Source organism: Paraburkholderia denitrificans (assembly GCF_042655705.1).
Taxonomy (GTDB): Bacteria; Pseudomonadota; Gammaproteobacteria; order Burkholderiales; family Burkholderiaceae; genus Paraburkholderia; species Paraburkholderia denitrificans.
Genome location: NZ_JBHSMP010000009.1, coordinates 82513 through 96759 on the forward strand (window position 1 = coordinate 82513; position 14247 = coordinate 96759).

General features: G+C 64.1%; 14 protein-coding genes and 1 tRNA gene. 12 read left to right on the forward strand and 3 right to left on the reverse strand.

From position 1 onward, the window contains the following. The first annotated feature begins 9 nt into the window (after window positions 1-9). Window positions 10-1056: a biotin synthase BioB gene (bioB, locus tag ACFPTO_RS06270; RefSeq protein WP_377710549.1), complete on the forward strand. Its 1047-nt coding sequence runs from the start codon at window positions 10-12 to the stop codon at window positions 1054-1056. Window positions 1057-1255: 199 nt separating this feature from the next. Here bioB and cytX read toward each other — a convergent pair whose 3' ends face one another. Then, entirely contained in the window at window positions 1256-2572 is a 1317-nt protein-coding gene (gene cytX, locus ACFPTO_RS06275; protein WP_377710551.1) for a putative hydroxymethylpyrimidine transporter CytX, read from the reverse strand. Window positions 2573-2848: 276 nt separating this feature from the next. Here cytX and ACFPTO_RS06280 point away from each other — a divergent pair, with 276 nt between their 5' ends. From ACFPTO_RS06280 to ACFPTO_RS06290, 3 genes are all read left to right on the forward strand, one after another. Next, complete coding sequence (locus ACFPTO_RS06280) at window positions 2849-4192, forward strand: replication-associated recombination protein A (RefSeq protein ID WP_377710202.1); 1344 nt, start codon at window positions 2849-2851, stop codon at window positions 4190-4192. A gap of 137 nt (window positions 4193-4329) precedes the next feature. Beyond that, window positions 4330-5622, forward strand: a complete 1293-nt coding sequence (serS, locus tag ACFPTO_RS06285; protein ID WP_377710204.1) for a serine--tRNA ligase — start codon at window positions 4330-4332, stop codon at window positions 5620-5622. Between the two features lie 147 nt (window positions 5623-5769). Next, window positions 5770-5859, forward strand: a tRNA-Ser gene (locus tag ACFPTO_RS06290). Between the two features lie 536 nt (window positions 5860-6395). Here ACFPTO_RS06290 and ACFPTO_RS06295 read toward each other — a convergent pair. After that, complete coding sequence (locus tag ACFPTO_RS06295; RefSeq protein ID WP_377710205.1) at window positions 6396-6698, reverse strand: hypothetical protein; 303 nt, start codon at window positions 6696-6698, stop codon at window positions 6396-6398. 239 nt (window positions 6699-6937) lie between these two features. Here ACFPTO_RS06295 and ACFPTO_RS06300 point away from each other — a divergent pair, with 239 nt between their 5' ends. From ACFPTO_RS06300 to minE, 6 genes are all read left to right on the forward strand, one after another. Next, a complete protein-coding gene (locus ACFPTO_RS06300; RefSeq protein ID WP_377710206.1) occupies window positions 6938-7060 on the forward strand; it encodes a hypothetical protein in 123 nt (40 codons plus the stop codon). A gap of 249 nt (window positions 7061-7309) precedes the next feature. Then, the gene (gene map / locus ACFPTO_RS06305; protein ID WP_377710207.1) at window positions 7310-8095 is read left to right on the forward strand and encodes a type I methionyl aminopeptidase; all 786 of its coding nucleotides are present in this window, start codon (window positions 7310-7312) and stop codon (window positions 8093-8095) included. A 141-nt stretch (window positions 8096-8236) separates the two neighbouring features. Then, on the forward strand, window positions 8237-8776 hold the full coding sequence (locus ACFPTO_RS06310; RefSeq protein WP_377710208.1) for a GNAT family N-acetyltransferase: 540 nt from the start codon (window positions 8237-8239) through the stop codon (window positions 8774-8776). 217 nt (window positions 8777-8993) lie between these two features. Further along, the gene (minC, locus tag ACFPTO_RS06315) at window positions 8994-9827 is read left to right on the forward strand and encodes a septum site-determining protein MinC (protein WP_377710209.1); all 834 of its coding nucleotides are present in this window, start codon (window positions 8994-8996) and stop codon (window positions 9825-9827) included. Between the two features lie 94 nt (window positions 9828-9921). After that, window positions 9922-10737 (forward strand): septum site-determining protein MinD, encoded by an 816-nt coding sequence (minD, locus tag ACFPTO_RS06320; RefSeq protein WP_377710210.1) that lies wholly within the window; start codon window positions 9922-9924, stop codon window positions 10735-10737. A gap of 14 nt (window positions 10738-10751) precedes the next feature. After that, window positions 10752-11006: a cell division topological specificity factor MinE gene (gene minE, locus ACFPTO_RS06325; RefSeq protein WP_293033061.1), complete on the forward strand. Its 255-nt coding sequence runs from the start codon at window positions 10752-10754 to the stop codon at window positions 11004-11006. A gap of 153 nt (window positions 11007-11159) precedes the next feature. Here minE and ACFPTO_RS06330 read toward each other — a convergent pair whose 3' ends face one another. Further along, window positions 11160-12587, reverse strand: a complete 1428-nt coding sequence (locus ACFPTO_RS06330; protein ID WP_377710211.1) for a chloride channel protein — start codon at window positions 12585-12587, stop codon at window positions 11160-11162. A gap of 214 nt (window positions 12588-12801) precedes the next feature. Between ACFPTO_RS06330 and waaC the strand changes: the two genes are divergently transcribed. Continuing rightward, window positions 12802-13806, forward strand: coding sequence for a lipopolysaccharide heptosyltransferase I (gene waaC / locus ACFPTO_RS06335; RefSeq protein ID WP_377710213.1), 1005 nt, complete (start codon window positions 12802-12804; stop codon window positions 13804-13806). 310 nt (window positions 13807-14116) lie between these two features. Next, window positions 14117-14242: a hypothetical protein gene (locus ACFPTO_RS06340; protein ID WP_377710214.1), complete on the forward strand. Its 126-nt coding sequence runs from the start codon at window positions 14117-14119 to the stop codon at window positions 14240-14242. Window positions 14243-14247: the final 5 nt, after the last annotated feature.

Genomic DNA, 14247 nt, shown 5'->3' on the forward strand with positions numbered 1-14247 from the left:
CACGACATCATGACTCAAACCCTCCTCGCGAACGCCGCGGACACCGAGCCGGTTCAGCCGGGCGCCGCGCGCTGGCGCGTAGCCGACATCGTCGCGCTCTACGACCTGCCGTTCAACGACCTGATGTTTCGCGCACAACAGGTGCATCGCGAGCATTTCGACGCGAACGCGATGCAGCTTTCGACGCTGCTGTCGATCAAGACCGGCGGCTGCGAAGAGGACTGCGCGTACTGCCCGCAGTCGTCGCATCACGACACGGGCGTCGACGCAAGCAAGCTGATGGAAGTCGAAGCGGTGCTGAAGGCGGCCAGCGCGGCGAAGGCCAATGGCGCGACGCGTTTTTGCATGGGCGCGGCGTGGCGCAATCCGAAGGACCGTCATATTGAGCCGATCAAGGCCATGATTCGCGGCGTGAAGGAGATGGGGCTCGAAACCTGCATGACGCTCGGCATGCTCGACACGCAGCAGGCGAACGAACTCGCCGACGCGGGCCTCGACTACTACAACCACAACCTCGACACGTCGCCGGAGTTCTACGGGCAGATCATCTCGACGCGCACGTACCAGGATCGCCTCGACACGCTGGAGCGCGTGCGCGATGCGGGCATCAACGTGTGCTGCGGCGGCATCGTCGGCATGGGCGAGTCGCGCCGCGAGCGTGCGGGCCTGATCGCTCAACTGGCGAACCTGGAGCCGTATCCGGATTCGGTGCCGATCAACAATCTCGTGCAGGTGCACGGCACGCCGCTCGAAGGCACCGACGCGCTCGATCCATTCGAGTTCGTGCGCACGATTGCGGTTGCGCGCATCACGATGCCGAAGGCGATGGTGCGCCTCTCGGCGGGACGCGAGCAGATGGACGACGCGCTGCAGGCGCTGTGCTTCATGGCGGGCGCGAATTCGATTTTCTACGGCGATCATCTGCTCACGACCAGCAATCCGCAGGCCGAAGCGGACCGCAAGCTGCTCGTGCGGCTCGGCATTCGCACGGAAGCCGCCGAGCAGTTGCCGGCGCCGGAGGACGCGCAGCACAGTTGCTGCGGTCAGTGCGGATGATGTGAGCGCAGGTGACGCGCGAAGCGTTCGAACTGCGCCCATGATGAAAAACGCCATGCTGCGATCGACTCGCAGCATGGCGTTTTTTCATGGATTTTTCGTGGACGGGAAAGGCGCAGCGGCGCTTTCCTCACGCGCGCTCCCCGTGCACACGCCAGGGCCACGGCGCGCGTGACATGCACGTGCGCGGGCCGTGCGCTTATGCGTAAGCGGCGCGGCGGCGTCCCGCGAGCACGAGATAGCAGAGCGCGCCGATCACGAGCGAAGGCAGCGTCGCGCCGAGATTCGGCAGCCACTGATTGAGCGCCTGATAGGCGCCGAAGCCGATCACCCACGCGGCGAACGCGCCAATGTGCCAGCCGCCCGAATAGCCGTAGACGCCGCCCAGATCGGCGATTGCCTCTGCGTCGATGCGGCGGCGGCGCACGATGAAGTGATCGGCGAGCACGACGCCGAAGAGCGGCGCGAACACCGAGCCGATGAACAGCAGGAAATTCTCGTAACGCGCCATCGGCACGACGATGCCGATCAGCGTGCACAGCGCGCCGAACGCCGCAGAGAGCCACGGCACGCTCGCGCGCGTCCAGAACGTGCCGGTCGAAACGGCGGCCGAGTGGATGTCGGCGAAGGCATTGTCGATCTCGTCGATCAGCACGAGCAGGAGCGCGAAGCCGCCGCCCGCCTGCGCGAGCGCCGAGGTGAGCAGCGCGTCGCCGCCGCCCGCCGCGAGACCATAGATCGCGCCGAGCGCGTAGAACCACATGTTCGCGATGCCGTAGCCGAACAGCGTGCCGCGAAACGCCTCGCCCGGGCGACGGCCAAAGCGCGTGTAATCGGCGATGAGCGGCAGCCACGAGAGCGGCATCGCGACCACGAGGTCGATGGCGCTGCCGAACGGCATGTCGCCGGTGCCGGGGCGGCGCATCAGCGCGCCGAGGTCGTGGCGCGCGAGCAGGTTCCACGTGAGCCACGCGGCGCCCGCGAGCAGCAGCCAGATGCCCCACGTCCGCAGGAAGCGCCGCACGAAGGAGAGCGGGCCGCTCACGGCGAGCAGCGTCGCGAGCAGGCCGAAGACCAGCGTCCAGACGATCGGCGCCGAGAAGCCGAAGGCTTGCTTCGCGAGTGCATCGGCGGAATCGCGCATCACGATGATCTCGAACGCGCCCCAGCCGACCAGCTGCACCATGTTGATGATGGCGGGAACCGACGCGCCGCGCACACCGAGCGTCGGGCGCAGCGACGACATCGCCGCGAGGCCCGTATCGGTGCCGATCACGCCCGCGAGCGCGAGCAGCACCACGCCGATCACGCTGCCGATGCCGATTGCGGTGAGCGCGGCCGGCAGCGAGAGGCCCGGCACGAGCAGTGCGCCGGCCTGCGCGACGAGCAGGCCGATGCCAAGCGAGAACCACAGCGCGAAGGCGTCGCCGGTGCGGAACTGGCGGCGCGCGTCGGGGACGGGCACGAGCGGCGCGTAGGTGGAGCCGGTGTTACCGGCGTGCGCGTCCTGGTTCATCGGCTGGTTCATCGACTGGTTCATCGGGAAAACTGTCCTCTGGTGTCGTCTGTTGTTATCGGTTCGTCCGGGGCCGGATCGGCTGCGGATTGCGGGCTGACCGGCTGCGTCGGGTGTGACTCTCCGGCCCCGGAAGCTCGCCCGCCCGCGCGCGCTGTCATAATGCTCGATTGCGTCCGGCGCGACGGTCCGGTCCGCAGCGCTCGGGCGCGCCTCGCGCGCTGGTGCCCGACTGTCGGCGGTGCGCCCGAAAGCCGACATTATCCCGAAAACGTCATGTTTGAAGAAACCCGTGCCAACGTACCGCTCGCCGAGCGGCTGCGACCGCGCTCCATCGACGAAGTCATCGGTCAGAAGCATCTGCTCGGCCCGAACAAGCCGCTGCGCGTCGCATTCGAGTCGGGCGAAGCCCATTCGATGATCCTCTGGGGGCCGCCGGGCGTCGGCAAGACGACGCTCGCGCGTCTCATGGCCGACGCGTTCCACGCCGAATTCATCGCGCTTTCGGCGGTGCTCTCGGGCGTGAAGGACATTCGCGAGGCCGTCGAGACCGCTCAGGTGCATCGCGCGCACGGCAGGCAGACGCTCGTGTTCGTCGACGAAGTCCACCGCTTCAACAAGAGCCAGCAGGACGCTTTCCTGCCGCACGTCGAATCGGGGCTGTTCGTGTTCGTCGGCGCGACGACGGAGAATCCGTCGTTCGAGGTGAACAGCGCGCTGCTGTCTCGCGCGGCGGTCTATGTGCTGAAGAGCCTCGACGAGGACGAGCAGGGCGAGCTGCTCGGGCGCGCGAGTGAGGAACTGGGCGGCCTGACTTTCACCGACGAGGCGAAAAAGGCGCTGATCGGCTCCGCGGACGGCGACGGCCGCAAGCTGTTGAACAATCTGGAGATCGCCGCGCGCGCGGCCGCCCGGCAAAAGTCGACCGAAATCGACGGGGCGCTGCTGGGCAGCGCGCTCGCCGAAAACCTGCGCCGCTTCGACAAGGGCGGTGACGCGTTCTACGACCAGATCAGTGCGCTGCATAAATCGGTGCGCGGCAGCAACCCGGACGGCGCGCTGTACTGGTTCTGCCGCATGCTCGACGGCGGCGCCGATCCGCGCTATCTGGCGCGGCGCATCGTGCGCATGGCGTGGGAGGACATCGGGCTTGCCGACCCGCGCGCGGCGCGCATCACGCTCGACGCCGCCGAGACCTACGAGCGGCTCGGCTCGCCCGAAGGCGAACTGGCGCTCGCGCAGGCCGTGATCTATCTGGCTGTCGCACCGAAGTCGAATGCGGGCTACATGGCGTACAACGAGGCGCGGCGCTTCGTCGGCCAGGACCAGTCGCGCGCGGTGCCCATCCATCTGCGCAACGCGCCGACGAAGCTGATGAAGGAACTCGGCTACGGCCACGAGTACCGCTACGCGCACGACGAACCCGATGCCTACGCGGCGGGCGAGACCTATCTGCCCGACGGCATGCGCGAACCGCACTGGTACCGGCCGACGCCGCGCGGGCTCGAAGGCAAGATCGGCGAGAAGCTCGGGCGGCTGGCCGAACTCGACGCGCAATGGCGCGAGGATCACCGCGACGAAATTCGCGACGAGATTCGCGAGAAGAAGCGCAAGGGCTGAATTCCGGCTCGGGTTCGGCCGCGATGCGGCCTGGCTGGCGCCTGCGGCACGGCCAGGCGACGCCATTGCCCACGGACTCGGCGCGCCGGTGCGTTAAAATCGCCCCTTCACACAACGAAACTGCGTCTCACAATCCCATGCTCGACATCCAGCTGCTGCGCAAAGACCTCGACGGCGTCGCGAAGCGCCTCGCCGACCGCGGCTACACCCTCGACGCCGCGGCCTTCTCGGCGCTCGAAGCGGAACGCCGCGCCATCCAGACCCGCACTGAAGAACTGCAGGCGCGCCGCAACAGCCTGTCGAAGCAGATCGGCGCGATGAAAGGCCGTGGCGAGGACACATCGGCGGTCATGGCTGAAGTCGGCGGTATCGGCGACGAGATGAAGGCGTCGGCGGCCAAGCTCGACGACATTCAGGCGCGCCTCTCGGACCTGCTGCTCGGCGTGCCGAACCTGCCGCACGAGAGCGTTCCGGCGGGCAAGGACGAAAAGGACAACGTCGAAGTGCGCCGCTGGGGCGCGCCGCGCGCGTTCGATTTCGAGGTCAAGGATCACGTCGATATCGGCGCGCCGCTCGGGCTCGATTTCGAAACGGGCGCGAAGCTCTCGGGTGCGCGCTTCACGATGCTGCGCGGCCAGATCGCGCGCCTTCACCGTGCGCTCGCGCAGTTCATGCTCGACACGCACACGCAGCAGCACGGCTATTCGGAGACGTACACGCCGTACATCGTCAACCCGGAAATCCTGTACGGCACGGGCCAACTGCCCAAGTTCGCCGACGACATGTTCCGCGTGGAGAAGGGCGGCGGCGAGAACACGGTCACGCAGTACCTGATCTCGACGTCGGAAATCTCGCTGACGAACACGGTGCGCGAGAGCATCGTCGAGGGCAGCGCGCTGCCGATCAAGCTGACGGCACATTCGCCGTGCTTCCGCTCGGAAGCGGGCTCGTATGGCCGCGACACGCGCGGCATGATTCGCCAGCACCAGTTCGACAAGGTCGAAATGGTGCAGATCGTTGCGCCCGAAACGTCCTATGACGCGCTCGAACAGATGGTGGTCCACGCTGAAACCATTCTGCAGAAGCTCGGCCTGCCGTATCGCGTGATCACGCTGTGCACGGGCGACATGGGCTTTTCGGCGGCGAAGACGTATGACCTCGAAGTGTGGCTGCCCGCGCAGAATACGTACCGCGAGATTTCGAGCTGCTCGAACACCGAAGCATTCCAGGCGCGCCGCATGCAGGCGCGCTACCGCAACGCGCAGGGCAAGCCGGAACACGTGCATACGCTGAACGGCTCGGGTCTCGCGGTCGGCCGCACGCTGGTCGCGGTACTCGAAAACTATCAGGAAGCGGATGGTTCGGTAACGGTGCCCGAAGTGCTGCGGCCTTACATGGGCGGTGTGGCGCGGCTTGAAGTGGGCGCCTGAGCGGGAGCGAGGCGAGATCGCGTTTTCCGGTTCTCCAGATTTTTCGAAAGGGGACTTGGAAAACGCTGCAGGGTGTTCTATAATCTTCGCTTCGCCAGTCAACGACCGGGCTTGGCGAAGCAGTATCCTGTAGTAGAGCAGTACCCCGGAGAGGTGGCAGAGTGGTCGATTGTACCTGACTCGAAATCAGGCGTACGTTTAAGCGTACCGTGGGTTCGAATCCCACCCTCTCCGCCAGAATATCTTGCAAAGCCCCGCGAAATTCAGGTTTCGCGGGGCTTCGTCTTTTCTGATCGCCAAAACACCCGCCATAAAGAAAAGTGCCCGTTGCCATACTTTTCTGGCACGACGGTGCAAAACCGCGTTCGGCAACGGCCACCAGCGCGAACGTGACGATCAGCAGATACGACACCGCCCGGTACTGATCCAGGTGCATCATTCGGTTGCGCGCGCATCGGTTGAGCGGTGCGAGCCGATCTCTCTGAACTACTTCATATTCCTTCCTGAATTGACCGGGAAGCGCTTCCTGAACTGTGGTGCTGAGCCAGTTGTTACGCGTCGTATAACCGACTGCACGGCTGGCTTCCGGTGTTTCCGGTTCCGGCGCTGCCATTTCGTTGCCCGGATGAGCGGCCCTGTAGAAAAGCGTGTGACAGCGCTCAAGCAGGCCGAGCCGGTTGACGACTTGATCGGCTACTGGCCGGTGGGTCGCTTCACAACGGAGAAAAGCATCGAGTCGATCGGTGGCTCGTGTGCCATTCAAGCCGAAACGGCTATTCCCATTCGCGCGGGTAGGGCTCGTGGCGGCTGTATTCGATATCGATCGCCAAGGCCATCGCTTTGTCGCAGCAATGGCCGTTGCATGCCGAAATGACATGCGACGGTTCGCTCAGGTCCGGTGTTTGCGCGAGAGGATCGCGACACAGTAGGCGGTCTGTACTGATTTGCCAAGGTCTTGCCAGCCGCCGCGTAATCGCTTTGTGCAGACGAATTTTCATGCCTGGCGTTTCTGAACCCGCAAGAATTGCGGCTCCGAGAACTCCAACGGAAACAATCCCCGATATGGCCATGGTCATTCATTCTGATTTCATTAATGAACAAATGATGACGCGTCCAGGTTGTATCGTAAACAGCTATTTCTTACGCACGTAATGAAAATGTTTGTTGAACTATTGCTTAAAAAGCAATGATTTATCACGTGAGAGCAGAGGTGTTTTCTAACGCGCACCGCGTTTGAATAATGTAAATGCAAGTAGGGCGTGTGCCTTGAGTAAAATTCGCCAAATCGGTGATTCACCGATGTCGGTGTGGCAAATTGCGCGCATCACTGATTGCACATCTGGAAGATCTGAACGAAGCCGCCAAACCCATAGTGGAGCCGCTTTACATCTATCGAAGCGGCGTCAATGCCGACGCACCGCGTGCGAACCTGATGTAGCGCATCTTGTTGCAGGTCAGCGGCCTGGAACCGCGATTCCGTGAAGAGGCGCATGGCCCGGTGTTTTGCCGACGTTGTAAGATACGCAGGCTGGCTCTGGACGATGGACGACCGAATCGCGCCCGAATCGCGCACGAATTGGGCTCGAATCGCGTCTGCCTACGACGGCGGTTGCGTGCCCGGTACAATCGCTCCTTTGAATTTTGCGTGGGGTGCCGCTGGCGCCACCGCGCCCATTTCGGTCCACAGATGGCTATAACCTACAAGTCCGCCGCCGACATCGAGCGTTTGCGCATCGCTGGCCGCCTTGCCGCCGAGGTGCTCGCCATGATCGGCGAACACGTGAGGCCCGGCGTCTCCACCGACGAGCTCGACGCGATCTGCAACGATTTCATCGTCGATACGCTGAAGTCCGTGCCGGCGAACGTCGGCTACCTCGGCTTTCCGAAGACGATCTGCTCGTCGGTCAACCAGGTCGTGTGCCATGGCATCCCGAACCGCGACGAGATCCTCAAGGATGGCGACATCATCAATATCGACGTCGCCATCATCAAGGACGGCTATTTCGGCGATACGAGCCGCATGTACACTGTCGGCACGCCGAGCACGGTCGGCCGTCAACTCGTCGATACCACGTACGAGGCGATGCTCGCCGGTATCCGCCAGGTGAAGCCGGGCGCGACGCTCGGCGACATCGGGCACGCCATTCAGCGGCGCGCGCAGGCCGATGGTTTTTCGATCGTGCGCGAATATTGCGGCCACGGCATCGGCAAGGTCTACCACGAAGAGCCGCAGGTACTGCACTACGGCCAGCCGGGGCAGGGCCTGCGCCTGAAGCCGGGCATGGTCTTCACGATCGAGCCGATGGTCAATGCGGGCCGCGCCGGTACCGCCGTCCTGCGCGACGGCTGGACCGTGGTGACGAAAGACCGCTCGCTTTCGGCGCAGTGGGAGCACATGGTGGCCGTCACGGACGACGGCTACGAGCTGCTGACCCCGTGGCCCGACGGCACCGGCGACTACGAGGCGCCGTGAGCGAGGCGCCATGAGCGCCGCAAGACCGACCGTACAGTGCCGTGTGCGCGACGATCGGTCATTTTTGTGAAAGAAGGATTTGACTCTCGGACGCGTTCGGTTAAAGCTACGCGTTAATGCTTTATAGGGGTTTACGACTGCATGAGTCCGTCACTGACCGTTCGCCGCATCGCTGCCGATCAGGGTGCCGTGTTGCGCGAGCTTCGAACTGCGTCATTGCGCGATGCGCCGTACGCGTTCGGCGATGCAACGCTTGAGGACGCGCTCCTGACCGATGCAGCCGTTTTCGACACCGCTGCGGCCCGCTACGCGGAATCGCACGCCTGCACGTCATTCATTCTCTACACCGAAGGCCATCCGGCCGGGCTCATCGGCGCGACCTTCGAGACCGAGCCGGCGCGCCGCGCGTTCGTTTCGGCGCTGTGGGTCGCGCCCGCCGTCCGGCATCTGCGCGGCGGCGAATTGCTCCTGAACGCCGCGATCGACTGGCTCATCGCCGAAGGCGCGACACAGGTCTTCGCGTGGATCACCGACAACAACACCACGGCCATGCGCTTTTACGAGCGCCTCGGTTTCGTCGCGACCGGCGATCACGTGCGCAGCAAGCACTCGCCTGAGCAGTGGGAAATGCTGCTCGTGCGTGGCGTCGCAAGCAGCGTGCGCAGCGCGTCGTCGAATTGATCGCGCATCAAGTCCCGCAACGCGTCGTCGCTTCATCGTTCCCCATTCGATTCAATCTCGGGCAATTCGCGTGCCGTGCAGCGCGGGCGCGCGTTTCGCGCGCGCATCGTGTGCGCGGCGCATTGCATTCGTTTTGTCGCCGGGTGATTGGGCCGCTAAAAATGGTGGCCGCGCGCGTCGACGCCTGTAAAATACGCAAAATTTTTCGTCGAACGCCATGTCGCCCAGGAAATCGCCATATTTCGAACTGAAGAGCGGCTCAGTCGATACGCTTCTGTTCGTGGTCAAGACAACCGAAGTGGATGCCATGCGCGCCGAACTCACACGGCGCTTCGAGGCCACGCCCGAATTTTTCGCAAACGATACCGTCGCCATTGACGTGCGGCGACTCGGCGACGGCGAGACGGTCGCGCTCGGCGACATCGCGCGCCTGCTCGAAAGCGTGAGCATGCGTCCGGTCGGCGTCGTGGCGCAGCCTGCGCAGCACGACTGGGCCGCGCATGCCGGGCTGCCGTTGCTCGAAGCGCGCGACCGTCGCGGCTCGAATGCGAAGCCCGTGGCGGAGGAGGCGCCTGCCGTTGCCGCCGCAACGGCCTCCGAGGCGCAAGACGCGTCCGCTTCCGGAGCGCAATCCGGGCGCGCCGGCGTCGAGAGCGAAGCCGCCGCCGACGCCGCAGTGGCGGCTGTCGAGACCGCGCAACCGGTCACGCGCACCGAACCGACTCTCGTGATCGACCGGCCGCTGCGCTCGGGACAGCGCATCTACGCGAAGGGCGACGTTGTCGTGCTCGGCCTCGTGTCGAACGGCGCGGAAGTGATCGCCGAAGGCAACATTCACATTTACGCGCCGCTGCGCGGCCGCGCGCTCGCGGGCGTGCACGGCAATCACGATGCGCGCATTTTCTGCACGTGTCTCGAAGCGGAGCTGATTTCCATTGCGGGCATCTACCGCACCACTGAAGTGCCGCTGAGCGCCGACGTGGCCGGCAAGCCGGTGCAGATCCGGCTGGACCAGGAAAAGCTGTTGATCGAACCGTTGAGGCTTACCTGAGGCGCTGCCTCGCGCGCTTCATGCAGCACGCAGTGGCGGCGCGCGGTACGCGATGGGGCAAAACTGAAGAAATTGACGAACGCAAGGTAAGGGAATGGCAAAAATCATTGTGGTGACTTCGGGCAAAGGTGGCGTGGGCAAGACGACCACGAGCGCGAGTTTCGCATCGGGCCTCGCGTTGCGCGGCCACAAGACCGCAGTCATCGACTTCGACGTTGGCCTGCGCAATCTCGACCTCATCATGGGTTGCGAGCGCCGCGTCGTGTACGACCTCATCAACGTGATCCAGGGTGAAGCGAACCTGAACCAGGCGCTCATCAAGGACAAGAAGTGCGAGAACCTCTTCATCCTGCCGGCTTCGCAGACGCGCGACAAGGATGCGCTCACGAAGGAAGGCGTCGAGAAGGTCATCGACGATCTCATCGGGATGGACTTCGAGTACATCATTTGCGATTCGCCCGCGGGCATCGAATCGGGCGCGCTGCTTGCCATGCACTTCGCCGACGAGGCGCTCATCGTAACGAACCCGGAAGTGTCGTCGGTGCGCGATTCGGACCGTATTCTCGGCATGCTTTCGTCGAAGACGAAGCGCGCGATCGAGGGCCAGAATCCGATCAAGGAGCATCTGCTGATTACGCGCTACAACCCGAAGCGCGTGAGCGAAGGCGAAATGCTCTCGCTCGGCGATATTCAGGAGATCCTGCGCATCGAACTGATCGGCGTGATTCCGGAATCGGAAGCCGTGCTGCATGCGTCGAATCAGGGCTTGCCGGCCGTTCACCTGGACGGCACCGATGTCGCCGAGTCGTATAAGGACGTCGTCTCGCGCTTTCTCGGCGAAGACAAGTCGCTTCGTTTCACCGACTACCAGAAGCCGGGCCTCTTTCAGCGCCTCTTCGGCAACAAGTAAAGGAGGCGCAACTCATGTCGTTTCTTTCGTTTTTTCTCGGCGAGAAGAGAAAATCCGCCTCGGTAGCGAAGGAACGCCTGCAGCTCATCATTGCGCACGAGCGGGCAGGTGGCCATCCACCGGCCGATTATCTGCCGGCGCTGCAGCGCGAACTGGTCGCGGTGATTTCGAAGTACGTGAAGATCTCGGACGAAGATATTCGCGTCAGTCTCGAACGTCAGGACGACCTCGAGGTGCTCGAGGTCAAGATCGAGATTCCGCAAGCCTGATGACGCCGCGCGCGGCCTTCGTGCCGTACGCGGCGCAGACGTTGTCCTTTGTTTGCCTTTCTCCGCGGGTTCACGGCAGTCGTGCTGCCGTGACCGTTCCCTTGCGCATGCAAGCGGTTTTTGCGCGCGCGTCCTCAGTTGCGTTGTCCGCTATCAGCGTTGAGGCGTTTCGTTCGCCTCTACAGGATCGGGTTCGTTGCGCTGGAGCGGTTCCGGCATATCGGGTATCTCCGCGCTCGCGCTTGCCTGTTCCGTATGAGATTTTGCTTCGGGCGCAGGATGCGGCAGCGTCAGATAGCGCAGCGATAGCGTCTCGTAGAGCGGCGGCGCGAAGAGGCGTGCAACCCGGCTCGCGATCAGCGCGGTCGCCATCAGCGAAATGACGAGCGCATGGCCGTCGATCATCTCCATCACGATCACGAACGACGTGATCGGCGACTGCGTGACGGCCGCAAGATAGCCGACCATCGCGAGCGCGATCAGCATCGGGAGCTGCAAGCTGCCGAATACGGTGTGCAGCAGGTTGCCGAAGCCCGCGCCGATCGACAGCGACGGCGCGAAAATGCCGCCCGGAATGCCCGGCAGGTAAGAACCCACCATCGCGGCCATCTTCAGGAACGGGTAGGCCGTCGAAAGCTGCTCGCGCCCGTCGAGGAGCCCACGCGCTTCGGCGTAGCCACTGCCGAATGTCGCGCCGCCCGAGGCGACGCCGATCACGGCGATCGCGAGTCCGCAGAGCGCCGCGAATACGATCGGCTGCTCGCCGTGCAGCTTGCGCAGCGGAGCCGGAATCCAGCGCGCGGTATTGAGCAGCAACCAGCTGAACACGCCGCCTGCAACGCCCGTCACGACGGCGGTCAGCACCACGGCGAGCGCGAGCAGGTCGGGAAAGCGCGTGCCGATCTGGATCGTGCCGAAGTACGTGTAGTTGCCGTTCAGGCCGAGCGCGATGGCGCCCGCGATGATGATCGTCGTGATGACGACGCCGCTTGCGCGGGCTTCGAAGCTGCGCGTGAGTTCCTCGATGGCGAACACGATGCCGGCAAGCGGCGTATTGAACGCGGCGGACAGCCCCGCGGCCGCGCCAGCGAGGATGAGCTTGTGTTCGATGAGCCGGTTCGAGCGCGGGTAGAGCCGCCGCATGTTGAACATGAGCGCGGCGCCGACCTGCACGGTCGGGCCTTCGCGGCCGATGGTGAAGCCGCCGAGTATGCCGAGAAACGACACGCCGATCTTGCCCGCGAGAATGCGCAGCGTGAGCAGGCACGCGCCGGTTTCGCCGCGCTTTGTGTGCAGCGTGGCGATGACCTGCGGAATGCCGCTGCCCTCGGCGCCGCGAAAGAATGTTCGCGTGAGCCAGACCGAGATGGCCGCCACGGCCGGCGTGACGATGAGCGGCAGCCACGCGTGCTCGCGCTCCATGTGCAAAAACGCGTCGTAGCCCCAGTCGATCAGCCGCGCGTAGAACACGGCGACGAGACCCACGGCGACGGCGCCGAGCCACAGCACTCCGTATTGTCGCCACAGGCGGCGGGCGCGCCGCATGGCGGTGGAGGAGAGGTCCGGGCGGATCAACTGCATAAATATGCCTGCGGCGCAAAGCGCGAATTATAGCGATGTGCCGCCGTCGTCCACCTTTCAGGTATACGACGGCCGACAGCGCTTGCGCGCGGCTCGGTTTACATCCTGAAAAGAAGGGATCGATGCGTTTCGCCGCTTTAGTGACCCAGGCCCGTCGCTGTCGCCGATTCCGTTAGAATCTCAAAAATTGGACGTATGGTGGGTCGGCGGGACAATGAAACGAATTTTGGTTGTTAAGGTGACCTCGCTGGGCGACATCGTGGAGGCACTGCCGGTCGTCGCCGACATTCGCCGTGCTTTTCCCGGCGTGAAAGTCGACTGGGCAGCGGACGAATCGTTCGTCGATATCGTGCGCTGGAACACGGGGATCGATCGCGTGCTGTACGCGCCGCTGCGCCGCTTCAAGAAGACGCGCCGCTGGAGCGACTTCAAGGCGATTCTGGCTTCGATTGTCGAGCTGCGCGCCGAGCGCTACGACGTCATCATCGATATTCACGGCGTGTATAAAAGCGCGATTATCGCGTGGCTCGCACGTTCGAAGCGGTGCTTCGGCTATCTCGCTAAGGACCTCGGCGAGCGCGGAGCGGCATTCGCGTACAACGGCCGTTTCGGGCCGCGCCCGGCGTGCGATGCATGGACCGGCATGCGCGTGAGCGCAGGCGAGGCGCTCGGCTATACGGTCGACACGCCGCCCGAGTTCAACATGCGCATTCCGCGCCTGGGCGACGCGCTGCCCGCGCCGGAAAGCCCGACTGCGGTGATCTTTCACGCGACGTCGAAGGACGAGAAGAAGTGGCCGGTCGCGCATTGGGGCGAACTGTGCCTCGCATTGCAGGCGCGCGGCCTGCGCATCGAATTGCCGTGGGGCTCGGACATCGAGCGCGCGACGGCCGTCGAAATTGCAGCGCTCGTGCCTGGCGCCGTGGTGCTGCCGCAACTCACCGTGAGACAGGTCGCGCAGCGTATCGAGGAAGCCGCGCTCGTCGTCGGCACCGATACCGGTTTCGTCCACCTCAGCCACGCGCTCGTGCGGCCGACGGTCATGATCTTCGTCACGACGTCGTCGGAACACACGGGCGTGCGTGCGCCGGGGCGTTCGATTTCGATTGGAGACGGTTTCCACGTTCCGCCCGTCAAGGTCGCGCTCGATGCCGTCGATCAGGTCTATCCACCGCGCGGCAATACGACGGCCGGCGATGCGTCCGCTTCGGCTGCCTGACTAAGTACCTGACCACGCACTCGTTCACCCAGCCGCACGATTGCCCGGTCGTCCTGGGGCATTGCTAAGACGCGATGCCCTGCCGCGCTCGAACTTCCGTTTACCGGTTTGTTAAAAGTGTCGCCGCAGATTGGCGAATCTTGCGCGTGCGGCGCGATAGCGTGCTGCGCCGCCTCGGCTGTAACACGCCTCGAACGGCCACTTACAAATTGCAACGCCTCGCGAAGGCGCCGTCGTGTTCAATCGGAACCGTCCAAAGGCCAATCACCGAGCGGCCGGACAACCAACATTGACTCGACGGGAGAATGACGTGAAACGATTGACGCTAACCATCATTGCAGGCGCGCTGCTCGCAGTGGCGCTCGGCGGATGCATCGTGGTGCCGGCCGGAGGCTACTACGGTGGCGGCGGCTACCATCGCGGCTACTACTATTGACCGTT

Bases quoted from the DNA above. Each gene is read 5' to 3' on its own strand.
- map (WP_377710207.1), top strand. From the start codon at position 7,310: ATGGCTATAACCTACAAGTCCGCCGCCGACATCGAGCGTTTGCGCATC.
- ACFPTO_RS06295 (WP_377710205.1), bottom strand. From the start codon at position 6,698: ATGACCATGGCCATATCGGGGATTGTTTCCGTTGGAGTTCTCGGAGCC.
- ACFPTO_RS06280 (WP_377710202.1), top strand. From the start codon at position 2,849: ATGTTTGAAGAAACCCGTGCCAACGTACCGCTCGCCGAGCGGCTGCGA.
- bioB (WP_377710549.1), top strand. From the start codon at position 10: ATGACTCAAACCCTCCTCGCGAACGCCGCGGACACCGAGCCGGTTCAG.
- minC (WP_377710209.1), top strand. From the start codon at position 8,994: ATGTCGCCCAGGAAATCGCCATATTTCGAACTGAAGAGCGGCTCAGTC.
- minE (WP_293033061.1), top strand. From the start codon at position 10,752: ATGTCGTTTCTTTCGTTTTTTCTCGGCGAGAAGAGAAAATCCGCCTCG.
- ACFPTO_RS06330 (WP_377710211.1), bottom strand. From the start codon at position 12,587: ATGCAGTTGATCCGCCCGGACCTCTCCTCCACCGCCATGCGGCGCGCC.
- ACFPTO_RS06310 (WP_377710208.1), top strand. From the start codon at position 8,237: ATGAGTCCGTCACTGACCGTTCGCCGCATCGCTGCCGATCAGGGTGCC.
- waaC (WP_377710213.1), top strand. From the start codon at position 12,802: ATGAAACGAATTTTGGTTGTTAAGGTGACCTCGCTGGGCGACATCGTG.
- minD (WP_377710210.1), top strand. From the start codon at position 9,922: ATGGCAAAAATCATTGTGGTGACTTCGGGCAAAGGTGGCGTGGGCAAG.
- serS (WP_377710204.1), top strand. From the start codon at position 4,330: ATGCTCGACATCCAGCTGCTGCGCAAAGACCTCGACGGCGTCGCGAAG.
- cytX (WP_377710551.1), bottom strand. From the start codon at position 2,572: ATGAACCAGGACGCGCACGCCGGTAACACCGGCTCCACCTACGCGCCG.